This window comes from Burkholderia sp. LAS2 (assembly GCF_018417615.1).
Taxonomy (GTDB): domain Bacteria; phylum Pseudomonadota; class Gammaproteobacteria; order Burkholderiales; family Burkholderiaceae; genus Burkholderia; species Burkholderia sola.
This window is the reverse complement of the sequence record NZ_CP071053.1, coordinates 266,354-289,606: the sequence shown is the minus strand read 5'-3', so window position 1 is coordinate 289,606 and position 23,253 is coordinate 266,354. Positions and strand designations below refer to the sequence as shown.

At 65.1% G+C, this 23,253-nt stretch carries 20 protein-coding genes; 12 read left to right on the top strand and 8 right to left on the bottom strand.

Annotated features, from left to right (window positions below):
* Positions 1-6 precede the first annotated feature (6 nt).
* Positions 7-3,426 carry a hybrid sensor histidine kinase/response regulator gene (locus tag JYG37_RS21630; protein WP_050012865.1) on the bottom strand — a complete coding sequence of 1,140 codons (3,420 nt, stop codon included), beginning with the start codon at positions 3,424-3,426 and terminating at the stop codon, positions 7-9.
* 224 nt (positions 3,427-3,650) lie between these two features.
* On the opposite strand from JYG37_RS21630, the gene urtA reads away from it, so the two are divergent.
* From urtA to JYG37_RS21590, 8 genes are all read left to right on the top strand, one after another.
* Positions 3,651-4,925 carry an urea ABC transporter substrate-binding protein gene (urtA, locus tag JYG37_RS21625; RefSeq protein WP_213346367.1) on the top strand — a complete coding sequence of 425 codons (1,275 nt, stop codon included), beginning with the start codon at positions 3,651-3,653 and terminating at the stop codon, positions 4,923-4,925.
* A gap of 55 nt (positions 4,926-4,980) precedes the next feature.
* Positions 4,981-5,898 carry an urea ABC transporter permease subunit UrtB gene (gene urtB / locus JYG37_RS21620; RefSeq protein ID WP_011875582.1) on the top strand — a complete coding sequence of 306 codons (918 nt, stop codon included), beginning with the start codon at positions 4,981-4,983 and terminating at the stop codon, positions 5,896-5,898.
* A gap of 55 nt (positions 5,899-5,953) precedes the next feature.
* Positions 5,954-7,123 (top strand): urea ABC transporter permease subunit UrtC, encoded by a 1,170-nt coding sequence (gene urtC, locus JYG37_RS21615; protein WP_050012863.1) that lies wholly within the window; start codon positions 5,954-5,956, stop codon positions 7,121-7,123.
* A 3-nt stretch (positions 7,124-7,126) separates the two neighbouring features.
* On the top strand, positions 7,127-7,870 hold the full coding sequence (gene urtD, locus JYG37_RS21610; protein ID WP_050012862.1) for an urea ABC transporter ATP-binding protein UrtD: 744 nt from the start codon (positions 7,127-7,129) through the stop codon (positions 7,868-7,870).
* A 34-nt stretch (positions 7,871-7,904) separates the two neighbouring features.
* Positions 7,905-8,594 (top strand): urea ABC transporter ATP-binding subunit UrtE, encoded by a 690-nt coding sequence (gene urtE, locus JYG37_RS21605; protein WP_089489469.1) that lies wholly within the window; start codon positions 7,905-7,907, stop codon positions 8,592-8,594.
* A 61-nt stretch (positions 8,595-8,655) separates the two neighbouring features.
* Positions 8,656-9,894, top strand: a complete 1,239-nt coding sequence (gene fmdA, locus JYG37_RS21600; RefSeq protein WP_050012860.1) for a formamidase — start codon at positions 8,656-8,658, stop codon at positions 9,892-9,894.
* Positions 9,895-9,931: 37 nt separating this feature from the next.
* A complete protein-coding gene (locus JYG37_RS21595) occupies positions 9,932-10,267 on the top strand; it encodes an FmdB family zinc ribbon protein (RefSeq protein ID WP_050012859.1) in 336 nt (111 codons plus the stop codon).
* A gap of 83 nt (positions 10,268-10,350) precedes the next feature.
* Positions 10,351-11,376, top strand: coding sequence for an aliphatic amidase (locus JYG37_RS21590; RefSeq protein ID WP_050012858.1), 1,026 nt, complete (start codon positions 10,351-10,353; stop codon positions 11,374-11,376).
* Between the two features lie 26 nt (positions 11,377-11,402).
* Here the strand turns inward: JYG37_RS21590 and JYG37_RS21585 are convergent, their stop codons facing one another.
* On the bottom strand, positions 11,403-12,212 hold the full coding sequence (locus JYG37_RS21585) for an alpha/beta fold hydrolase (protein ID WP_124631052.1): 810 nt from the start codon (positions 12,210-12,212) through the stop codon (positions 11,403-11,405).
* A 117-nt stretch (positions 12,213-12,329) separates the two neighbouring features.
* Here JYG37_RS21585 and JYG37_RS21580 point away from each other — a divergent pair, with 117 nt between their 5' ends.
* Positions 12,330-13,247, top strand: coding sequence for a LysR family transcriptional regulator (locus JYG37_RS21580; protein ID WP_124631053.1), 918 nt, complete (start codon positions 12,330-12,332; stop codon positions 13,245-13,247).
* A gap of 39 nt (positions 13,248-13,286) precedes the next feature.
* Here JYG37_RS21580 and JYG37_RS21575 read toward each other — a convergent pair whose 3' ends face one another.
* Positions 13,287-14,180, bottom strand: a complete 894-nt coding sequence (locus JYG37_RS21575; RefSeq protein WP_124554990.1) for a LysR family transcriptional regulator — start codon at positions 14,178-14,180, stop codon at positions 13,287-13,289.
* 135 nt (positions 14,181-14,315) lie between these two features.
* Between JYG37_RS21575 and JYG37_RS21570 the strand changes: the two genes are divergently transcribed.
* On the top strand, positions 14,316-15,317 hold the full coding sequence (locus JYG37_RS21570) for a zinc-binding dehydrogenase (RefSeq protein WP_124554989.1): 1,002 nt from the start codon (positions 14,316-14,318) through the stop codon (positions 15,315-15,317).
* A 98-nt stretch (positions 15,318-15,415) separates the two neighbouring features.
* Here the strand turns inward: JYG37_RS21570 and JYG37_RS21565 are convergent, their stop codons facing one another.
* Complete coding sequence (locus tag JYG37_RS21565) at positions 15,416-15,721, bottom strand: DUF4148 domain-containing protein (RefSeq protein WP_089489465.1); 306 nt, start codon at positions 15,719-15,721, stop codon at positions 15,416-15,418.
* Between the two features lie 293 nt (positions 15,722-16,014).
* Here JYG37_RS21565 and JYG37_RS21560 point away from each other — a divergent pair, with 293 nt between their 5' ends.
* The gene (locus tag JYG37_RS21560; RefSeq protein WP_249746066.1) at positions 16,015-16,209 is read left to right on the top strand and encodes a hypothetical protein; all 195 of its coding nucleotides are present in this window, start codon (positions 16,015-16,017) and stop codon (positions 16,207-16,209) included.
* A gap of 63 nt (positions 16,210-16,272) precedes the next feature.
* Positions 16,273-16,548, top strand: a complete 276-nt coding sequence (locus tag JYG37_RS21555; protein ID WP_176015783.1) for a hypothetical protein — start codon at positions 16,273-16,275, stop codon at positions 16,546-16,548.
* Between the two features lie 35 nt (positions 16,549-16,583).
* Here the strand turns inward: JYG37_RS21555 and JYG37_RS21550 are convergent, their stop codons facing one another.
* The 4 genes from JYG37_RS21550 to JYG37_RS21535 all read right to left on the bottom strand — a co-directional run bounded on the left by JYG37_RS21550 (position 16,584) and on the right by JYG37_RS21535 (position 23,035).
* Entirely contained in the window at positions 16,584-16,856 is a 273-nt protein-coding gene (locus JYG37_RS21550) for a DUF4148 domain-containing protein (RefSeq protein ID WP_050012851.1), read from the bottom strand.
* 270 nt (positions 16,857-17,126) lie between these two features.
* On the bottom strand, positions 17,127-18,593 hold the full coding sequence (locus tag JYG37_RS21545) for an efflux transporter outer membrane subunit (RefSeq protein WP_213346366.1): 1,467 nt from the start codon (positions 18,591-18,593) through the stop codon (positions 17,127-17,129).
* Positions 18,586-19,791 (bottom strand): efflux RND transporter periplasmic adaptor subunit, encoded by a 1,206-nt coding sequence (locus JYG37_RS21540; protein ID WP_213346360.1) that lies wholly within the window; start codon positions 19,789-19,791, stop codon positions 18,586-18,588. Before JYG37_RS21540 ends, JYG37_RS21545 begins: the two co-directional genes overlap by 8 nt.
* Entirely contained in the window at positions 19,781-23,035 is a 3,255-nt protein-coding gene (locus JYG37_RS21535; protein WP_213346358.1) for an efflux RND transporter permease subunit, read from the bottom strand. Before JYG37_RS21535 ends, JYG37_RS21540 begins: the two co-directional genes overlap by 11 nt.
* Between the last annotated feature and the right edge of the window lie 218 nt (positions 23,036-23,253).

Sequence of the window (23,253 nt, the reverse complement as noted above, 5' to 3'; positions counted from 1 at the left end):
TGCGCGTCATGCGTCCGCGCCGCGCGCGAGTCGGTCAAGTTCATGCTCGAGTTCCCTTAGCTGAAAACGTTCCGCCAACGAGCGCAACGCGTCGATTTGATCCCGCAACGCGGGCCAGGCCTCACGGGCGGCGTCGAGCTGTTCGATCACGCCCTGTACGTAGCCGACTTCGAGATGCGCATGCAGATGCTCGACGAGCCCCCGCGGCCACACGGCGGCCGTGAGCGGCGCTGTCGCGACCGGCGCGCTCGCGCCGGTATCGGACGCGATCCAGTCGAGTGCAAGCAGTTGCGCAAGCTTGTCGAGCAGCAGATTCACCTGCAGCGGTTTCACCAGATAACCCTTGCATCCGGTCGCGCTCGCGCGATCGCGGTCGTCGGCGAACGCGTTGGCGGAGAGCAGCACGATGGGTGCGCTCGACAACTGATTCTCGGAGATCAGGCGGCTGGTTTCGTAGCCGTCCATCAACGGCATCGAAATGTCCATGACGATCGCGTCCGCCGTGTGCATCGCCAGCCAGCGCAGCGCATCGGTGCCGCTGGCCGCTTCGGCGACGTCGAAGCCGAGCGGCGTCAGCAATTGCACGACGATATCGCGCTGGTCGTCGAGGTCGTCGACCACGAGAATGGTGCGGCGCGCACCCGTATAGCCGCGAATCGACGCGAGTTCGGTCGGGGTTTCGGCCGCCGCGTCGACGGCCGGGGCGAACAGGCGTACCACGAAGCGCGTGCCGTGGCCGACTTCGCTGTCCACTTCGAGGCTGCCGCCGAGCGCGTGCGTGAGCAGGCGGCAGATCGTGAGTCCGAGGCCGGCGCCGTGATCGTACGCATGGGCCGCTTCGCCGCGTTCGAACGGCAGGAACAGGCGCTCCATTTCGGCGGGCGGGATGCCGGGGCCGGTATCGATCACCTCGAACTTGAGCGTATCGAGCCCGTGACTCACGCGCAGCGTGATCGTGCCGCTCGACGTGAAGCGGATCGCATTGCCGATCAGGTTCGTGAGGATCTGGCTCATGCACTTCTGGTCGGTGCGCACGGTGGCGGGCAGCCGGCCGGCCGTCTGCACATCGAAGGCGAGCGCCTTTTCGAGCGCCTGCGGACGGAGCATCGACGTCAGATGCGCGACGAAATCGGCGAGCGATACCTTGGCGATGTTCAACTGAAGCTTGCCCGCCTCGATGCGCGCGATGTCGAGCAGACCGTCGACGAGCGCGAGCAAATGCTCGCCGCTGCGATGGATCGTGCGCACGGCGTTGTAGCGCGTGGGCGTGAGTTCTTCCTTCGCCTGCAGCAGCAACTGCGTGTAGCCGAGAATGCTGTTCAGCGGCGTGCGCAACTCGTGGCTCAAGCCGGACACGTAACGGCTCTTGGCCTGATTGGCCGATTCCGCGGCGGCGGTCGCGCGCTTGAGCGCCGCGTCGGTTTTCTGATGCGCGTCGATTTCCAGCATCAGCAATTCGTTTTGCCGCTGCGATTCTTCCTGCGTGACACGACGGTTTTCGCGCTCGAGCACGAACCACCAGGCCGCGATGCAGCCCACCAGCGAGAGCGCGAGAAAGATATTCAGAAAACTGCCCGAGAGCGCATGGCCGATCGACGGTCCGGCGGCGCTCATCGACGTCGCGCTCTGCGACCAGATCAGATAGAGCACGCTCCCCAGCACCGCGAGCATCGCGAACACGAGGCTCGCATAGTGGATCAGGCGTAGCGCGGCGGGGCCGAGTCGCGCACCGGGCAGCACGCGATGCAGCGCGCGGCCGGCCTGCGACGCGAAGCGCGCGTGCGGCTTGCAGCGGTCGTGGCAGCGCGAGTCGAGCGAGCAGCACAGCGAGCAAATCGTGCCGCCATAGGCCGGGCAGTACGCCGTATCGTCGGGTTCGAAGGTGTTTTCGCAGATCGCGCAGCGCAGCGAGGTGGCGTCGCCGGTCGGTTGCGCGGCGCGGGCAATGTAATAGCGACCGCGTGTCAGTACCGCGAGCACGGGCGCGCACGCGAACGCCGCGCCGAACGCGATGAACGACGACATCGCCTGGGCGAGCGCGCCGAACAGGCCGCTATGCGCCAGCATCGCGACGGCGGCCGCGATCAGCATCGCGCCGACGCCCACGGGGTTCACATCGTAGAGGTGCGCGCGCTTGAACTCGATATGTCGCGGGCTGTAGCCGAGCGGCTTGTTGATGACGAGATCGGCGAACAACGCGCCGATCCACGCGATCGCGATGTTCGCGTAGAGCGACAGCACCTTGGCGATCGCATCGAACACGCCCATTTCCACGAGCAGCAACGCGATCATGACGTTGAACACGAGCCACACCACGCGGCCCGGATGGCTGTGCGTGAGCCGCGCGAAAAAATTGGACCACGCGAGCGAGCCCGCATAGGCGTTGGTCACGTTGATCTTCAACTGCGAGACGATCACGAACAGCGTCATCGCGGGCAGCGCCCAGCTCGCGAGCCCCAGCGGATCGAGCAGCAGATGATAGGCGACGAGGTACATCTGCGTCGGCTCGGTGGCGTGGCTGGCATCGACTTCATACTGGAGCGCGATGAAGGCGAGCAGGGCGCCGCCCAGCATCTTGAGCGCGCCGGGCACGATCCAGCCAGGCCCCGTCGAGAGCAGCGCGAACCACCAGCGCGTGCGGTTCTTCGCGGTGAGCGGCGGCAGGAACCGCAGATAGTCGACCTGTTCACCCACTTGCACGATCAGCGCGAACACGACCGTCGACGCCTGACCGAAGGCGATCAGGCTGAACGCGCGGCCTTGCGGCGCGAAGCCCGCGAAGGTGGTCCATTGCGCGATCAGGTCGGGATGGCGCCACAGCACGGCGGCGTAGGGCAGTACGAACAACACGAGCCACAGCGGCTGCGTCCAGCTTTGCAGGCGGTTGATCAGCGTGATGCCGAACATGACGATCGGAATCACCACGAGCGAACTTACGACGTAGGCGATCGCCAGCGAAATATGGAAATACAGCTGGAGCGCCAGCGACATGATGGCCGCTTCGAGCGCGAAAAAAATGAACGTGAACACCGCGTACAGCAGCGACGTGACCGTCGAGCCGATATAGCCGAAGCCCGCGCCGCGCGTGAGCAGGTCCATGTCGACGCCGTAGCGCGCCGCGTAATAGCTGATGGGCAAACTGGTCAGCCAGATCAGCACGGAGACGGCCGCGATGGCCCAGAACGCGTTCGTGAAGCCGTAGTTCACGACGAGACTGCCGCCGATCGCCTCCAGCACCAGAAACGACACCGCGCCGATCGCCGTATTGGCCACGCGCAGCTCCGACCAGCGCCGGAATGAGCGCGGCGTGAAGCGCAGCGCGTAGTCCTCGAGGGTTTCGTCGCCGACCCACGCGTTGTAGTCGCGGCGCACCTTGACGATGCGTTGGGTACCGGGCGCGCCCATTGACGGGTGACTCTGGGACATGACGATGATCCGAATTGGTGCGAAAGCGGCACGAGCGGGGCGTGAACGGCACAACGGCGGACCACGGCGCCCAGGATCGCCCTGCAATGCAAATTACATTCCAGTACGTGCGCCGGAAATACGTCGATTGACGTATTTCGATCGTCAAATTGGCTTTCTACATTGCGTCCAACCTCGACCCAGCCCGCAGCGATCCGCGCCGGGCGCCCGATAAGGAGAACGTGATGTCCGCAGACGATCGACTCGATGACGAAGCCCGGATGCCTTCGCCGCTGCGCCGGAAAATGCTCGGCGGTCTCGCCGCCGCGCCGCTGATGGCGTTGGGCCTGCCGCGCGGCGCGTTGGCGCAAACGCCGCCCACGGCGAAGGTCAACACCACGGGCCTCGCGGTCACGGATACGACCGTGACGGTCGGCCAGCTCCACTCGGCCACGGGCACGATGGCGATTTCCGAAACCGGCTCGATCCAGGCCGAGCGCCTCGCGATCGAGCAGATCAACGCGATGGGCGGCGTGCTCGGCCGCAAGGTGCGGATCATTCAGGAAGACGGCGCGTCCGACTGGCCGACCTTCGCCGAAAAGTCGAAGAAGCTGCTGGAGAACGACCACGTCGCGGCCGTGTTCGGCTGCTGGACTTCGGCCTCGCGCAAGGCTGTGCTGCCGGTGTTCGAGAAGGACAACGGCCTGCTGTATTACCCGACCTTCTACGAAGGCCTCGAACAGTCGAAGAACGTGTTCTACACGGGCCAGGAAGCGACCCAGCAGATTGTCTGGGCGCTCGACTGGGCGTCGAACACGAAGAAGGCCAAGACCTTCTTCCTGATCGGTTCCGACTACATCTGGCCGCGCACGTCGAACAAGATCGCGCGGCGCCATATCGAACAGCATCTGCATGCGAAGGTGGTGGGGGAGGAGTACTACCCGCTCGGCACGACCGAGTTCGCGTCGCTGATGAACAAGATCAAGCTCGCGCGCCCGGACTGCATCTTCGCGACCGTGGTGGGCGGCTCGAACGTGGCGTTCTACAAGCAGCTCAAGGCCGCGGGCATCACGCCGCAGAAGCAGTTTCTGCTGACGCTGTCGGTGACCGAGGACGAAGTGCTCGGCATCGGCGGCGACAACTTCGCGGGCTTCTATTCGTCGATGAAGTACTTCCAGTCGCTCGATACCGACAACAACAAGAGGTTCGTCGCGGCATTCAAGGCGCGCTACGGCCAGAAGTCGGTGATCGGCGACGTGACGCAGGCCGCCTATCTCGGCCCGTGGATCTGGAAGGCCGCGTGCGAGCGCGCGGGCAGTTTCGACGTGTACAAGGTGGTCGCGCATTCGGCCGGCATCGAAGTGGCGAACGCGCCGCAAGGCTATGCGAAGGTCGATGCGAACCATCACCTGTGGAGCCGCTCGCTGATCGGGCAGGGCCAGGCGGACGGCCAGTTCAAGGTCGTCGCGCAGTCCGAGCAGCCGATCCAGCCGAATCCGTTCCCGAAGGGCTACATGTAATCCGTCAACCGCAGCGGCGCGGCGGCCGATGACGCCGCCGCGCGAGGAGCGTTCGATGTCCGCTACCGATATTTTCAACATCACGCTGATGCAGGGCTTCGCCGGTCTGAGCCTCTTCAGCGTCCTGCTCCTGATGGGGCTCGGGCTCGCCGTGATCTTCGGCCAGATGGGCGTGATCAACATGGCGCACGGCGAATTCATGACGATCGGCGCGTATACGGTCTACCTGTTTTCGTGGTTTTCGCAGAACGTCTGGCACGCGCTCACGCCCGTGTATTTCTTCTTCGCGATTCTCGCGGCGTTCGCGCTGGCCTTCGCGGCCGGCTGGCTCGCCGAATGGGCGCTGATCCGCCATCTGTACAAGCGGCCGCTCGACACGCTGCTCGCCACCTGGGGCCTGAGCCTCGGCATGCAGCAGGTGTTCCGCTCGACCTTCGGGCCGAAGGAGGTGAGTCCGGCGCTGCCCGACTGGCTGATGGGTTCGTGGGAGCCCACGCCCGGCCTCGACATTCCGGTGAGCGGCATGTTCGTGATGGGCCTCGCGCTGCTGATGACGGGCGGCCTGCTGCTCGCGCTCTATCGGTCGCGCTGGGGCTTGCGCGTGCGCGCCACGGTCGCGAACCGGCCGATGGCGAACGCGGCGGGCATCAACACGCGGCGCACCGACCGCATGACGTTCGCGATCGGCTGCGGGATCGCGGGCGTGGCCGGCGCGGCCTTCACGGCGATCGGCTCGACGGGACCGACGAGCGGCTCGCTGTATATCGTCGATTCGTTTCTCGTCGTGACGTTCGGCGGCGCGGCGAGCCTGCTCGGTACCGTGGCGTCGGCGTTCGGCATCGCGCAGATGCAGTCGATCAGCGAGTTCTTTCTGTCGGGCTCGATTGCGCGCGTGCTCACGCTGCTGACCGTCGTCGTGATTCTGATGCTGCGTCCGCAAGGCCTGTTTGCGTCGAAGGTGCGGCGAGTTTGAGCGTGCGTTCATGCACAAGCGTCATTGACAGCTTCATTCGACTGGAGAGAGGGACATGGAACCCATCCAATCCGCGGCGAGCGGCGTATCCCCGCGATCCGGCCCGGGCGCGCCGCCGGCCGGCTGGCGCGTGCGCGTGGCGCGACTCGATGCGTCGGGCTACGCGGGCATCGTGCTGCTCGCGCTGCTGATCGTGGTCGTGTTTCCGCTCGCGCTCGACACGTTCCGCCTGAACCTGATGGGCAAGTACCTGACCTACGCGTTCGTGGCGATCGGCCTCGTGATCGCGTGGGGCTACGGCGGCGTGCTCAGTCTCGGCCAGGGCGTGTTCTTCGGCCTCGGCGGCTACGCGATGGCGATGTTTCTCAAGCTCGAGGCATCCGATCCGGCCGCCACGCACACGCAGACGACGCCCGGCATTCCCGACTTCATGGACTGGAACCAGCTCACCGCACTGCCCACGTGGTGGAAGCCGTTTCACTCGTTGCCGTTCTCGATCCTCGCGGTGCTCGTCGTGCCGACGGCGCTCGCGTTCGTGATCGGCTATGCGATGTTCAAGCGGCGCGTGGGCGGCGTGTACTTCGCGATCATCACGCAGGCGGTCGCGCTGATTCTGTCGGTGCTGATCATCGGCCAGCAGGGCTATACGGGCGGCGTGAACGGCATCACCGACCTGCGCACGCTGCTCGGCTGGGACATCCGCACGGATCACGCGAAGCTTGTGCTGTATTTCGTGAACGCCGCGTTGCTGATCGGCGCGCTGCTCGCGTGCCGCTGGGTTCAGCGCAGCAAGCTCGGCACGTTGCTGCTCGCGATGCGCGACAAGGAAGACCGCGTGCGCTTCTCGGGCTACGACGTCGCCATGTTCAAGGTGTTCGCGTTCTGTTTCGCGGCGATGCTCGCGGCCATCGGCGGTGCGATGTTCACGCTGCAGGTGGGCTTCATGTCGCCGTCGTTCGTCGGCATCGTGCCGTCGATCGAAATGGTGATCTATGCGGCCGTCGGCGGGCGCATGTCGCTGGTCGGCGCGGTATACGGCGCGATTCTCGTCAATCTCGGCAAGAGCTGGTTTTCGGAGAGTTTTCCGAACCTCTGGCTCTATCTGATGGCGGCGATGTTCATCGGCGTGGTGATGGTGTTTCCGAACGGGCTGGCGGGTCTGTACGACGAGCATGTGCGCCCGCGCGTGCGGCGGCTGCTCGGCGCGGCGAACGAGGAGGCATGAAGCATGAGCAATACCGACTTTCTGCTCGCGATCGAAGACCTGACCGTGTCGTTCGACGGCTTCAAGGCGATCGATTCGCTCAATCTCTATCTCGAACGCGGCGAGCTGCGCGTCGTGATCGGCCCGAACGGCGCAGGCAAGACCACGCTGCTCGATCTCATCTGCGGCAAGACGAAGGAAACGGCGGGCAGCATCAAGTTCCGCAACGAGGAAATCACGCATCTCGCGGAATTCCGCCGCGTGCGTAAAGGGATCGGCCGCAAGTTCCAGACGCCGTCGATTTACGAAAACCTGAGCGTGGCGCAGAACCTCGAAGTGTCGTTTCCGCGCGGACGCAGCGTGTTCGGCGCGCTCGCGTATCGCGAGGACGCCGACGTGGCCGATCGCGTGCGCGACGTGGCCGATGAAATCGGCCTCGCCGGCACGCTCGATCTGGAAGCGGGGCTGCTGTCGCACGGCCAGAAACAGTGGCTCGAAATCGGCATGCTGCTGATGCAGGACCCCGAACTGCTGATGCTCGACGAGCCGATTGCGGGCATGAGCGTGCGCGAGCGCGAACTGACCGCCGATCTGCTCGACCGCATCTGCCGCAACCGCTCGATGATCGTGATCGAGCACGACATGGCCTTCGTGGAGCGCATCGCGCACAAGGTCACGGTCATGCATCAGGGGAAGATTCTCGCGGAAGGACCAATGGCGCAGGTGCAGGCCGATCCGCGCGTGATCGACGTGTACCTGGGCCACTGAGCCGGCAACCGAACGACAACACGGAGAACACATCATGCTGGAAGTCGACGATCTCGTCGTCAGCTACGGTCAGAGCGAGGTGCTGCACGGCGTCGGCTTTGCCGTTGCGCAAGGCGAAAGCGTGGCCGTGATGGGCCGCAACGGCATGGGCAAGACGACGCTGTTCAAGGCGCTGATCGGCATGCTGCCCGCCAATCGCGGCACCGTGCGCGTGGCCGGCGCCGACGTCTCGAAGGACGAGAGCTACCGCCGCGTGTCGAAAGGCATCGGCTACGTGCCGCAAGGGCGGCAGATCTTCGCGTCGCTGACCGTCGAGGAAAACATCCAGACGGGCCTCGAAAACGCGCAGAGCCAGCGCGTGCCCGACGAACTTTACGCGTTGTTTCCCGTGCTGTTCGACATGAGAAAGCGCAAGGGCGGCAATCTGTCGGGCGGCCAGCAACAGCAACTCGCGATTGCGCGCGCGCTCGCGACCGACCCGAAAGTGCTGTTGCTGGACGAGCCGACCGAAGGCATCCAGCCGTCCGTCATCAAGGACATCGCCAAGGCGCTCAACCAGATTCGCACGAGCCGCCATATCGCCATCGTCGTGTCGGAGCAGGTGTTGAGCTTCGCGCTCGACGTGGCCGACCGCCTGTTCGTCATCGAGGGCGGGCGCTTCGTGCACCAAAGCACGCGCGATGCGGGCGACACCGACCGCATCCGCGAATATCTGTCCGTCTGAGCGCGGCGCGGCGTTCGCGCGCCGCGCCGTATGTCAATCCGCGAACCCAGGAGCGAACGCCATGCCCGAGACTCTCATCAAGGTCGATCTGAACCAGTCGGCTTACGAAAACGAACAGGTGCACAACCGCTGGCACCCCGATATTCCGATGGCCTGCTGGGTCAAGCCCGGCGACGATTTCATCCTCGAAACCTACGACTGGACCGGCGGCTTCATCAAGAACGACGACAGCGCCGACGACGTGCGCGACATCGACCTGTCGATCGTGCACTTTCTGTCCGGCCCGGTCGGCGTGCATGGCGCGGAACCCGGCGACCTGCTGGTGGTCGACCTGCTCGACATCGGCGCGAAGGCCGATAGTCAGTGGGGCTTCAATGGCTTCTTTTCGAAGACCAACGGCGGCGGCTTTCTCACCGATCATTTCCCCAGCGCGCAGAAATCGATCTGGGATTTTCACGGGGTGTACACGAGTTCGCGCCATATTCCGGGCGTGAATTTCGCGGGCCTGATTCACCCGGGCCTGATCGGCTGCCTGCCCGACCCGGCGCTGCTCGAGACCTGGAACGCGCGCGAAACCGGCCTGATCGCCACCGCGCCCGATCGTGTGCCGCCGCTCGCGAATCCGCCATTCGCGGCCACCGCGCACATGGGCAAGCTCGCGGGCGACGCGCGCGACCGGGCCGCCGCGCAGGGCGCGCGCACCGTGCCGCCGCGCGAGCACGGCGGCAATTGCGACATCAAGGATCTGTCGCGCGGCTCGAAGGTGTTTTTCCCCGTGTACGTGGATGGCGCGGGCCTGTCGGTCGGCGACCTGCACTTCAGCCAGGGCGACGGCGAGATCACGTTCTGCGGCGCGATCGAAATGGCCGGCTGGGTGCATATGCGCGTGAATCTCATCAAGGGCGGCATGGCGAAATACGGGATTCGCAACCCCGTCTTTCAGCCCAGCCCGATCACGCCGACCTATAACGATTACCTCATTTTCGAGGGCATTTCGGTCGACGAACAGGGTGGCCAGCATTATCTCGATGTCACCACCGCGTATCGCCAGGCGTGCCTGAACGCGATCGAGTACCTGAAGAAATTCGGCTATTCGGGCGCGCAAGCCTATTCGTTGCTCGGCTGTGCGCCGGTGCAGGGGCACATCAGCGGCGTGGTGGATATTCCGAACGCGTGTGCGACCTTGTGGCTGCCCACGCAGATCTTCGACTTCGACATTCGCCCGAATGCCGACGGCCCGATCCGGCACATCCAGGGCGGCGTCGATCTGCCGTGTTCGCCGGATCTCGCGAACGCGTGACCGACACACTGAAATGACGCAGGAATAGGAGGCCGTCATGCCAATCTACGACTTCGAATGCGCGAGCTGCGGGCCGTTCTCCGTCATGCGTCGCATCGCGGATCGCGAGAAACCGTGCCGCTGTCCCGATTGCGGCGCCGAAGGCGGGCGCGTCATCAGCGCGCCATCACTGGCGTTGATGGGAGGTACGCGCCGCGCCGCACACACGACCAACGAACGTGCCGCGCACGCGCCGCGTCAGTCCGGCGACGGGCCGCCACTACGCCATCGCGCCGGTTGCAGTTGCTGCTCGGGCGGCGCGTCGAAACTCGCAGGCACGGCGTCGGACGGCCTCAAGCGGCCGGCGGGACGGCCGTGGATGATCAGCCACTAAGGTGTGCCGCGCGCGAGCCGATGCGCGGAAGCAGCGGCCATCGCGCGCGGCGTCAACGTGTACGTGTTAGAGGAGGAAGCGTCATGCGACAGGGTGATATTTCGAGTAGCCGCGACTGTGTGGGCGTCGCAGTGGTCAACTACAAGATGCCGCGTCTGCACACGAAGGCGGAGGTGCTCGACAACGCGCGGCGTATCGCCGACATGGTGGTCGGCATGAAGCAGGGTTTGCCGGGCATGGATCTCGTGGTGTTTCCCGAGTATTCCACGCACGGCATCATGTACGACCGCCAGGAGATGTTCGATACGGCGTCCGCGATTCCCGGCGAAGAGACGGATATTTTCGCGGCGGCGTGCCGCAAGGCCAACGTGTGGGGCGTGTTCTCGATCACGGGCGAGCGCCACGAGGAACATCCGCGCAAGGTGCCGTACAACACGCTCGTGCTGATCGACAATCGCGGCGAGATCGTGCAGAAGTATCGGAAGATCATGCCGTGGACGCCGATCGAAGGCTGGTATCCGGGCGACCGCACCTATGTGACGGATGGGCCGAAGGGCCTCAAGATCAGCCTGATCATCTGCGATGACGGCAATTATCCGGAGATCTGGCGCGACTGCGCGATGAATGGCGCGGAGCTGATCGTGCGCTGCCAGGGCTATATGTATCCGGCGAAAGAGCAGCAGGTGATGGTCGCGAAGGCGATGGCGTGGATGAACAACACCTACGTGGCCGTGGCCAACGCCACGGGGTGGGACGGCGTGTATTCGTACTTCGGCCATTCGGCGATCGTCGGGTTTGACGGGCGCACGCTCGGCGAATGCGGCGAGGAGGAAATGGGCGTGCAGTATGCGGAGCTGTCGCTGGGCATGATTCGCGACGCGCGGCGCAACATGCAGTCGCAGAACCATCTGTACAAGCTGCTGCATCGCGGTTATACCGGCACGATCCATTCCGGCGATGGCGCGAATGGCGTCGCCGAATGTCCGTTCGGCTTCTATCGCGACTGGATTGCGGATCCCGACGCCACGCGTCGCCGTGTCGAAGCGCTCACGCGCGCAACACCCGGCACGCCGGAATGTCCGATCGACGGAATTCCGCACGAAGAGTGAGTATGCGCGCCGTGGGCGTCGGGTGCTCATTGTGCGGTGGGTGCGGCACGCCATTCAGGTTTTGCCGCAGCAACGAAGTCTTCGATGAGTCGCGCAACTTCGGTCGGCGCCTCTAGCGGCGCCAAGTGGCCGACGCCAGGAAGAATATGCATGGTCGCTTGCGGAATACGCGGCAGCAGTTCCGTTCGCAATGTGACCACGCGATCCACCTGGTCCAGTTCCCCGGAGAGGACGATCGTCGGTACGTCGATCGAAGTTACGGCCGCACTGATATCTTCGCGCATCGCCACCTCCGGCCAGGCAGCTTTAGCCTGCGGCCCAGCCTTCAGGCTATCCTCGATGACCATTTCGCGGCAGGCGGTGTCGAGCGGTTTGGCGGTAAGTACGTGGTCGATAACGAATTCGACCGACTCGCGCGATTGATAGGCGCCCGTCAGCGTCGCACGTTCTTCCGCGGAAAGCAGCATCGGCGATGGTGGCGATGGCGCGACCAGCACAAGGCCTTGAAGCCCGTTCGGCCGTCGCGACGCGATGAACTGCGCGACCTTGCCACCCATCGAATGACCGACGAGTACGTAGCGTTGCAAACCCAGTGTCTCGATGACGCCCTCGGCGTCGGCAGCGAGATCGGCGATACCGTAGCCATCCGCCGGCGCATCGGACTTGCCCCAGCCCCGATGGTCAGTGGCGACGGTGCGATATCGGCTCGATAACAGGTCCGTCACGCGTTGCCATGTCCGCGACGAGCCGCCGTAGTAATGCAGGAACACCAGGGCCGGGTCGCCCTGGCCGGCTTGGGTCACGTGGATTCGCGTGCCATTCGCTTCGATTTCCATTTGCGCTGCCTCTTCTCGGTTGGATGGATGAATCGTAGTGTCGCGCCTGCAATTTGATAATTGCACGCGGGATAGCGGCAGTCGATAATGGTGTTATCGAATCAGGCGGGGGCGAAAATGGACCGATTGACCAGCCTTGGCGTGTTCGTCGCTGCTGTCGAAGAGGGCAGTCTGGCCGCGGCCGCGCGGCGCTTTGGATTGTCGCCGGCGATGGCCGGAAAGCACGTGAGTGCGATCGAGGCTCAACTGAACGCGCGACTTCTGCAACGCACCACGCGGCGCTTGAGCCTGACCGATATCGGCCAGACGTACTACGCTCGCAGCAAGCAAATCCTGGAAGCGTTCGAAGACGCCAACCGGGAAGCACACGATTCGCAACGCACGGCGCGCGGCGTTCTACGCGTTGCGGCGCCTGTCACGTTCGGTGCGATGCACTTGGGCGAGGTCACGGCCCGCTATCTCGAGGACCACCCTGAGGTCAACGCGGAAGTGCTGCTCGGCGACCGCTATGTCGATCTCCTGGAGGACGGCATCGACGTCGCCATCCGAATTGGGAAGCTGCAGGACAGCGCGCTCGTTACAAGTCGCATCGCGCCATGTCGAATGGTCATATGCGCGTCACCCGCGTACATCGAGCGGCATGGAATGCCGCGTAAGCCGAGTGATCTGCTTCATGCACGGCGGCTCGTCTTCAGCGAGGCCGTCTCGGCCGGGGATTGGACATTATTCGATGCGAAGAACCGCGCGCATGTCATCGAAGGGCCCTGTCGAATCGCTGCCAACAATACCCAGATGCTGCTGTCTGCCGCGTTGGCGGGCGCCGGCGTCGCGTACGGCCCGACTTTCGTCTTCGGGGAGCATGTGCGACGTGGCGAGCTCGTCGCGCTACTGCCAGGCTACCGAGCAACCGAGTTGACGATACAGGCGGTCTACCCGAGTGCTCGGCGCATCCCGCTCAAGGTTCGACGGTTCGTCGACTACCTGACTGCAGCGTGCGGCAATGAGCCGCCTTGGGATCGAAGTTTGAAAAGGTAGGATGGCGACAAGCCGCTACGCGCGATCGGCCAGCCCGGTTCAGGTAGAAGCGGTTCCGAGTGCCGACATCAAGTAATCGATCACTACCCTGACTCGCGTCGGTACGCGTCGACCGGCGGGATAGACGAGATGGGTCGCCATGCGTTCCGGCTGAAACTCGGGCAGGAGGACTTCGATTTGCCCGGTATCGATTTCCGCTCCGAAGAGCCATCGTGGCGCCTGGGCAATGCCGAGCCCGTGCAGTACCGCGGCGCGCACCTGCTCTGCGTCACCCGTAAAGAAAGACCCCTGAGGAACGCGATGAACGGTTTCCCGCCCGACCTTGAAGCGCCAAGGGCGGCGCTCATGGTTTCGAGCGAAGACGACGCCTGTATGTCCGTCCAGATCGGCCAGCCGGGCAGGCCGGCCTTTAGCGGCGATATAGCCCGGACTGGCCACGAGCAGCGATTCCGTTTCCGATAGTTTTCTCGCTGTCAGCGAGGAATCCACCAGCGGCCCGTGGCGGATTGCCAGATCCACGCCTTCCCCGACCAGGTCGACCTGTCGTTCGGATACGGATAATTCGAGCGCAACGTGCGGATATTGCCGAAAGAACCCGGGAAGGAGCGGCGTCACGCACAGGCGGCCGTAGGCAGGCGCGGTCGTCAATCTCACCAAGCCTTGCGGAGATTGCTGTCGCGTCCCGACCGACGACTCCAGCGAATCGAAGCCCTCCATCAAGGGCTTGGCCGATTCATAGAACGCCTGGCCCGCCGCGGTGATCACCACCTGACGCGACGTTCGCAACACCAGTTGAGCACCGAGATACTGCTCCAGCGCGGCAATCTGCTTGCTTACGGTTGGTTGTCCAATGCCTTCCTCTCGCCCTACGGCGGAAAAACTGCCGCATTCGACTAGTCGGACAAACAGGCGAATTGCATCCAGACGATCCATGGGTATTCGTATCGATCCATTCTGTATTGGAATCGATGGTATGCCGGGAGGCTGCGTTTCGGCAACGGGCTTACTTGTTTAAGTTACGGCCTGTGCAGTTACCGCCATCGCTGTTTATCGCTGGAGAAACGCGTCATGAAAGCTATCTGCGTTACCGCTGAACGCTCGTTGGAAGTTCGTGATATCCGGCCGCCGAGCCGGCCGGAAGCAGGCCATGTGCTGATCGACATGGAGGCATCTGCAATCAACCATGGCGACAAGATATTTTTGCGTGCGCGTGCTGACGATGGCAAAGCGCTGCCGGCGAGCCAGCACGGTGTGTGGGGCGCATCCGGTGCCGGGACGGTAGTGGCGACGGGTGCCGGTGTACCAGAGCGTTATATGGGGAGACGTGTCGCTGTCTACCGCTCGCTGAACCGTAGCGCGTACAACCTCGGGTTTTGGTGCGAAAAAGCGCAGGTGCCTTACACGAGTTGCCTGATCTTGCCCGAACACGTCAGCGCACGGGACTATTGCGGGTCGCTGGTCAACGTGATCGCAGCCTATGCGTTTCTCGAAACGATTACCGAGGCCGGGCATCGCGGCGTGATTGCCACGGCGGGGAACTCGGCAACCGGGCTGGCGCTCGCGGCCCTCGCTCGTCAGAGAAATATGCCGGTCATCTCCATGGTGAGGAGCCAGGCTGCGCAAGAGGCTCTGCAACGCGATGGTGTCGAGCATATCGTGCGCGCCGATGAAGACTTTACCGACACACTTGGAAAGCTGTCATCGGAGCTTGGAACGACGGCCGTATTCGATGGCGTGGGCGGTGCGCTGACCGGCCAGCTGGCAACCTGTCTGCCGATGCGCTCGTCCGTATATTTCTACGGCACGATGGCTGGCCCCGTTCCGTTTCCCGTGTCGGCGCCGCTCTTCATGATGAAAGATCTGTCGATGCAGCGTTTCAGCAATTTCGAGAGCCGCACGGTGCGAGAGCATGAAAGGCTGGTGGCTGCGCTGCATGCGCTCGAGAGCGTGATCGGCGATCCCGTGTTCAGGACGCGCGTCGGTCAGGAATTCAGCTTCGATCTGATCGACGACGCCATGACGTACGAGTCCGTCGACGGACGAAAGGCGATACTGGCGAGCCGGTCGTGAAGCATCGATGGGGCGTATCGGTTATCAACTTCACAAGAAAACGCGCGCGGTCACAAGGCTCGCGCGCAAACTCGGAGAATGGTTCCCATGCGGACAATTCAGTTACCGCTCGACGCGACGGTATTGGCTACCCCGGCACAATCGCGCCGGTACTTCTGCATCAGGCGCGCCTGCGCCGAATCGATATCGTCGGGATAGCTGCTCTCGTCTCCGGACGACGGGTCGTAGCCGACGGATTCCAACTCGTTCAGTTCGTTGACGAGCTGTCGGTGGGAGATCGGGCCGTTCGCGTGCACGAACGGATAGTCGTGGCATTGCGCCGACGTGAGCTTCGTCTCGGCATGCGCGGAGACGCTCGATGCGAGCATGGCGGCGCAGACGAGGTAACGGATGGGATGATTCATCTTCGGCTCCTGGATAGCGTTGAATAGAGGCCGCACGGCAGGATGCCTGCGTCGGCCGCAAGACGAAGATTAGGGACAGCGGACTATCCAAACAGCAGCGCGAGGATGAAACATGTTTTAGGAAAATCCGCATCGGGTCATGCATTGGCTGCCGCATGCACTGAAAGTTAAAGAATCCTTCATGCCTGTGTTCCCGGATGGTCAGGCGCAGCGGCGTATCGTCGAGCGATGGATCATTCGATGCCGCGCACCGCGCGGTGCGCACTGGGGGTAATGCAATGAAATCGACCGTCATGACGGCTGGACTGATCGCGCTGGCGTGTTCGTCGCTGCCGGCGTTCGCGAAGGTGCAGGGAACCGGGCTCGCGATTGCCGATGTGACGCTCGCGCACGCAAATGCCGAACATGGAGATCGTGCGATCGATGCCGAGCGCAATCTCGCGTCGCATCGCGCGGACAGATCGAGCACGCAATCGCACCAGGGCTGAGATGCCCGACGTTCGAATCGATAGCGCAAGCCGCTACGGCTATCCGGTGACGCCGCCGGACGCATGAACGCGCGATTCCGGCCGAGCAACGAACATGACGGGCGCCTTGCCGATGGCAGCGCGCCCGTCATGTTCGTTTACGAGCCGAAGAACGGCACGCAGAAGTCGGGCGGGCCGACACAATCGTCCGGGCCGTCGGGCGGCGCGGAGGCGCACCCGGACAACATGACGCTGACAGCCATCGCGACGAGTGCGATACGGGCGCAACGAGCGAGCAACGGGCGAAGTTTCATGAAGTTTGAGCAATTCGGTGGACGGCTGGCGGCGCTGCCGGCGTGAGCCGGGCACCGCGCCCGGCGGCACGGTCGCGCGCATCAATGCGAATAGAGCGTGGAGTTCAGGTACTTGAGTTGTCCGTCCTGTTCGGCGTGCACGAGCTCGGCATGGACCTCGGCGCGCGTCTTTTCATGAATCGGCTGGCCGTAGGGCGGCACCCATTGGCCGGCAGCCTGAGTGCCTGGCACGCCGTCCTTGGTGGCGGCCGGGGAGATCTGCACCGGCCGGCTGCCGGTCAGTGCAAACGCGGGAACGGACAGCGTGCCGATTGCGGCGAGCAGGGCAGTGGCGACGATGTTGGCGGTTTTCATGTCGGGAGTCCTCATGATGATTGAACGGGATCATCCACCGGCGCGGCGTGTCGGTGTCGCGCACGGGTTGAGGACAAGCATAGGCGGCGGACATTAGCGGATCGGCATACGCAACGTGAAAAGAAATTCATGCATCGGCGCGCAGTCGCGGCGACATCAAACCGGCATGCCGTGAAGCGTTCCGCGCGGTCGGGCAGACGTAAAAAACGGCACCCGTCATCGCGACGGGTGCCTTGAAATACGACACGCCTCGTCCGTGTCGCAAGGGAATCAGTTCGCTGCACGGGCCGGCGTCGCAGCCGGTGCTTGCGTACCGGATGCGGCTTCATCGGTCGACCACCCGCCGCCCAGCGCGGCGATCAACCCCACCGCCGCCAGTTGCCGGCGCGTGTCCAGCGCCAGCATCGCAACCTTCGTATTGAGTTCGGTGGTCTGCGCGGTTACCACATCGAGATAGCTGACGACGCCGTCCCGATAGCGCGACATCGACAACTGCAACGTGCGTTCGGCCGCCTCGAGTGCTTCCTGCTCGCGATCGGCTTCGTCGCCGAGGTGATGCGTGAGTGCGAGGTTGTCTTCCACCTGCTGGCACGCGTCGAGCACCACCGCGCGGTATTTCGCGCCGTTCTCGGCCAACTGCGCGCGCGCCTGGTCGGTGAGCGCCTGGCGCCGGCCGCCGTCGAACAGCGTCAGCGCGAGGCTGGGCCCGATCGACCAGATCTCGTTCGGCGCGCGGAGCCAGTGGCCGAGGCCCGAGCTTTGGTAGCCGCCGACCAGCCCGAGCGTGACGTCGGGGAAGAACGCCGCGCGCACCACGCCGATCTTCGCGTTGGCGGCGGCCATGCGCCGCTCGGCGGCCGCGACGTCGGGTCGCCGCTGCAGCAGCGTCGCGGGAATGCCGGCCGGGATCGTCGGCAGGTACGCCGCGTTCAGGTTCGGCGTCAGCGAGAACGACGACGCCGGTACGCCCGTGAGCGTCGCGATCGCGTGCTCGTCGAGCGCGCGCCGCGCCCGTATGTCCTCGGCCGACGCGCGGGCCGAATCGAGCTGCGTCTGCGCGCGCGACACGTCGAGATCGGACGCGATGCCGCCCGCGTGCCGGCTCATCGTCAGGCGCAGCGCGCGCCGGTAGGTGTCGATCGTGTCGGTCAGCAACCGTTGCTGCTGATCGAGCCCGCGCAGGCTGAAGTACGCGCTGGCGAGGCTGGCCTGCAGGCTCAGTTGGACCGACGCGAGATCGTCGGCGCTGGCCCGTGCGTCGGCGCGCCCGGCCGCGACTTCGTTGCGGACTTTCCCCCACAAGTCGAGGTCGTAGTCGAAGCCGGCGTCGAGGGTGTTGTCGCCATAGACGTTCGGCTGGTTCGAGCCGCGCAGCGGCCGCGTGGCCGATTGGCGGTTGCTCGAGACCTGCGCGCCGAGGCCGATGGTCGGGAACAGCCCCGAGCGCGCCTGATCAAACAGCGCGGCCGCTTCGTCGTGGCGCGCCACGGCCGCGGCCACGTCGGGGTTGGCCGCGGCCACCCGTGCCTCGAGCCGGTCGAGCACGGGGTCGCGAAACGCCGTCCACCAGCCGTCGCGCGCGATGCGGTCGGCCGGCTTCGCGGCCTGCCAGCCGCCCGCTTCCTTGAAGCTGGCCGGCAGCGCCGTTTGCGGCGCGTGATAGGCGGGCGCGAACGAGCACGCGCAGAGGAACGCGACGCCGGCGAGCATCGCGCAGAGCCGAAGCCGGTTAGCCATGCGCACGCTCCGTGTTGCGCGTGGCAGACGCAACGGTGGGGGCCGGCGCCGCGAGCCTGACCGGGTCGCCGTCGGCCAGCGAATCGGGCGGATTGTCGATCACGCGATCGTCCGGCGCGAGGCCGGTCGCGATCTGCACGTGCGTGCCGAGATCGGTCGCGATCGTCACGGGCTTGAGTACCGCGCGATCGTCCTTGCCGACCACGGCGACCTGCAGGCCGGCCTGCCGGAAGATCAACGAGCTGGCCGGAATCGTCAGCACGTGGGTGCTGCCGGCCGATAGCGCGAAATGCACTTCGGTGTATTCGCCGGGGATCAGCTTGCCGTCGCGGTTGTCGACCATCAACTGGACGAGCAGCGTGCCGGTCGAATCGGCGATCGCGTCGTCGGTATCGGCGAGCGTCGCCCGGAAGGTCTCGCCGGGATGCTCGGGCACGGTCAGCGTGGCCGTCATGCCGGGCCGGATCGCGGCGGCCTCGTTCTGCGGCACGCTCACGTAGACGCGCATCCGGTGGACGTCGGACACCGCAAACAGCTCCGGGCCGGCACCGCCGCCGGCCGAGATCAACTGGCCGATGTCGGTCTTGCGCGCGGTGACGACGCCGTCGAACGGCGCGACGATGCGCTTGAACGCCTCCAGCGCGTCGAGGCGCCGCACGTTTGCTTCGTTGGCGGCGACGATCGCCTGCTTGGCCGCGAGGTCGCTGGTCTTCTCGTCGGTTTCCTGCTGCGACACCGAATCCTGCGCGAGCATTCTGGTCCAGCGCGCGGCCGTGGACGCGGCCAGCTTCTCGTTGGCGAGCGAGCTCTGCAGGTCGGCACGCGCCTGCTGCAATTGCTGGTCGAGTTCGGGCGTATCGATCAGCCCGAGCAATTGCCCCGACTTCACGTGCGCGCCGATATCGGTGTACCACGCATGCAGGTAGCCCGACACCTGCGCGTGGATCGGCGCGCTCTCGAATGCGGACAGATGGCCGGGCAGCACGAGCGTCGCGCCGTCGCCGCCGGCCGACGGCGTGTACGCGACCACGGTCGGCACCGCCTGTTCGGCGGACCAGGTCGTCATTTCCTGTTTCGCGTGCGCGCGGCCGACGATGCCGGTCGCCACGATGCCGACCGCGATCAGCGCGGTGAGCGTGGCGACGAGCTTGAGGTTGGGCAGCCGTTTCGGCGACTTGATATCGATCTCAGTGGACATGGGAGGCTCCGGACGCGGAAAGGGAGGAAGCGCGGGACGCGTCGTGCTTCGGCGCGTCGCGCCGATGCACGAGGCTGAACACGACGGGAACGAAGAACAGCGTCGCGATCGTCGCGCACGCAAGGCCGCCGATCACCGCGCGGCCGAGCGGTGCGTTCTGCTCGCCGCCGTCGCCGAGGCCGAGCGCCATCGGCGCCATGCCGATGATCATCGCGAGCGCGGTCATCAGCACCGGGCGGAACCGCGTGAAACCGGCTTCGAGCGCGGCGGCCAGCGCGTTGCCGGTGTCGGCCAGGCGTTCGCGCGCGAAACTGACGACGAGGATCGCGTTGGCGGTGGCCACGCCCATGCACAGGATCGCGCCGGTCAGCGCCGGCACCGACAGCGGCGTATGCGTGGTGAACAGCATCCAGACGATGCCGGCCAGCGCCGCCGGCAGCGCCGAGACGATCACGAAAGCGTCGGCCCACGAATGGAAGTTCACGACGATCAGCAGGTAGATCAGCACGATCGCGCCCACGAGGCCGAGCAGCAGGCCGGCGAACGCGCCGTTCATGGTCTGCACCTGGCCGCGCAGCGTGACGGTCGAGCCCTTCGGCAGATCCTTCGCGGTGGCTTTGACGATGTCGTCGATGTCGGCCGCGACCGCACCGAGGTCGCGCCCCTGGGTGGTCGCGTAGATGTCGAACAGCGGTTCGATGTTGTAGTGCGACACCACTGCGTTGCCGACGCCGCGCGTGATCGTGGCCAGGCCGCCCAGCAACTGGGACTGGCCGTTCGCGCCGGTGACCGGCAGGTTCCGCAGCGCCGACAGCGTGGTCATCCTGTACTGCGGCGTTTGCGCGACGATCGGATAGGACACGCCGTTGTGCGGGTTGAGCCAGTAGGTCGGGTCGACCTGGCTGGTGCCGGCCAGCGTTGCGACCACCGAGTTCGTCACGTCCTGCTCGGTGATGCCGAGCTGGTCGGCGCGCGTGCGATCGACCGTCACCGTGAACTGCGGATAGGTGCTGGCCTGCTGGATGCGCGGATCGGCGACGCCGGCGACCAGCCGCAGCTTGCGGTACAGCTCGCGCGCATAAGCGAGATTGGCCTGCTGGTTCGGGCCGGCCACCTGCAGGTCGACCGGCGCCGGCGCGCCGAAGTTGAGGATCTGGCTGACGATGTCGGCGGGCAGGAACGAGAACGTGGTGCCCGGATAGGCGCGCGGCAGGCGTTCGCGCAGCGTGTGCACGTAGTCGGCGGTCGGCGCGTGATCGTGCGACAGCGAGATCAGGATGTCGCCGTCCTGCGGCCCGAGCGTGCCGCTGTTGTTGTAGGTCAGGTTGATCCCGCTGTTCGGCAAGCCGATGTTGTCGATCACTGCGCGCAACTGCGCGGGCGGGATCACGCCGCGAATCGTGTTCTCGATGCGGTCGAGCTCGGCGGCGGTTTCCTCGACACGTGTGCCGACCGGCGCACGCACGTGTAGCGCGATCTCGCCGGAATCGATGGTCGGGAAGAAATTGCGGCCGAGCGACGGGGCGAGCAGGAAGGACGCGGCCACGATGCCGAGGAAGGCGACGACGAACGGCTTGCGGCGCGTGAGCGCGAGGCCGAGCAGGATTCGGTACGACGCGCGCATGGCTTCGAAGCGGCGCTCGAACGCACGCTGGAAGCGCACCAGCGGATTGCGCGACGGCGGGACGTCGTGCGCGCCGGCATGGCCCGCGTGCGGATCCATGACCGCGGCCAGTTCGCCCGACGCGTGACCGGCCGATGCGTGCGGCTTGAGCAGGTATTGCGCGAGCATCGGCACGAAGGTGCGCGACAGCACGAACGACGATCCCATCGAGAAGATCACCGCCTTGGCCATCGGCACGAACAGGAAGCGCGAGATGCCGTCGAGCATCAGCATCGGCACGAACACGATGCAGATGCACAGCAGCGAGACGAGCGCCGGCATCACGATCTGTTTCGCGCCGTCGACGATCGCGGTGCGCGTGTCCTTGCCCTGTTCGAGGTGCCAGTTCACGTTCTCGATCGTCACGGTCGCATCGTCGACCAGGATCCCGACCGCGAGCGCGAGGCCGCCGAGCGTCATCACGTTGAGCGTTTCGCCGGTGGCCGCGAGCAGCGCGATCGCCGACAGCACTGCCAGCGGGATCGACGCGGCGATGATCAGCGTCGAGCGCCACGAGCCGAGGAACAGCAGGATCATCAGCGAGGTCAGCGCGGCGGCGATGATGCCTTCGCGCGCGACGCCGCTGACGGCGCCGTTCACGAAGGTCGACTGGTCGCCCATCGTGACGAGCTTCAGGCCCGGCGGCAGCGTCTGTTCGACCAGCGGCAGCTTCGCCTTCACGCCGGCGATGATGTCGAGCGTCGAGGCCGAGCCGTTCTTCAGGATGCTCATCAGCACCGCGCGGTGGCCGTCCACGCGCACGATGTTGCCCTGCGGCGGGAAGCCGTCGCGCACGTGCGCGACGTCACGGACATAAATCGTCGTGCCGTCGACCGACTTGATCGGCAGGTCGTTCAGCGCGTCGAGCGAGAGCGGGCTGTTGTTGAGCTTGATGTTGTATTCGAAGCGGCCGATCTTCTGCGTACCGGCCGGGATGATCTGGTTCTGCTGCGCGAGCGCGTGCGCGACGTCCTGCGCCGACAGCCCTTTCGACTGCAGCGCCTGCGGGTCGAGATCGATCTGCACTTCACGTGTCTTGCCGCCGTACGGCGTCGGAATCGCAACGCCCGGCACCGACAGCAACTGCGGTCGAATGAAGTTGACCGCGTAATCGCCGAGCTTCTGTTCGTCGAGCGTGTTGCTGGTCAGCGCGATCTGCAGCACGGGCACGGTCGACGCGTTGTAGTTGAGGATCTGCGGCGGCGTGGTGCCGGGCGGCATCTGCTTGAGCACGGTCTGCGAGATCGACGTGACCTGCGCGGTCGCCGTGCGGATATCGACCGTCGGCTGGAAGAAGATCTTCACGATGCCGTAGCCGCGGAACGATTGCGACTCGATATGCTGGACATCGTTGACCGTCGTGCCGAGCGTGCGCTCGTAGTACGTGATCACGCGTCCGGACATGTCGTCCGGCTGCAGGCCCGCGTAGTTCCAGACGACGCTGATCACCGGGATGCGGATGTCCGGGAAGATGTCGATCGGCGTTCGGACCGCCGCGAGCGGGCCCGCGATCAGGATCAGCAGCGCCAGTACGACGAACGTATAGGGCCGGGCGAGCGCGAGCCGGACAATTTTCAGCATGAGGTGCTGCTCCGTTCAATATCGTCGTGAAGAAGAGCCGGATGTGCGCGTCGTCGGGAAAAACCCGAGGCGCAACCGATGAGCGCATTCTGCGGAGCGGCCACTAACAGCCGGTCGCAAAAAAGATGAAACAAGTTTTAAGGAGCGGGTGGGCTTAACCGGGCAGGTGGCCGCGAGCCGCGGATCGTCTTCGACGTCGGGATGTGTGCCACGGCGTG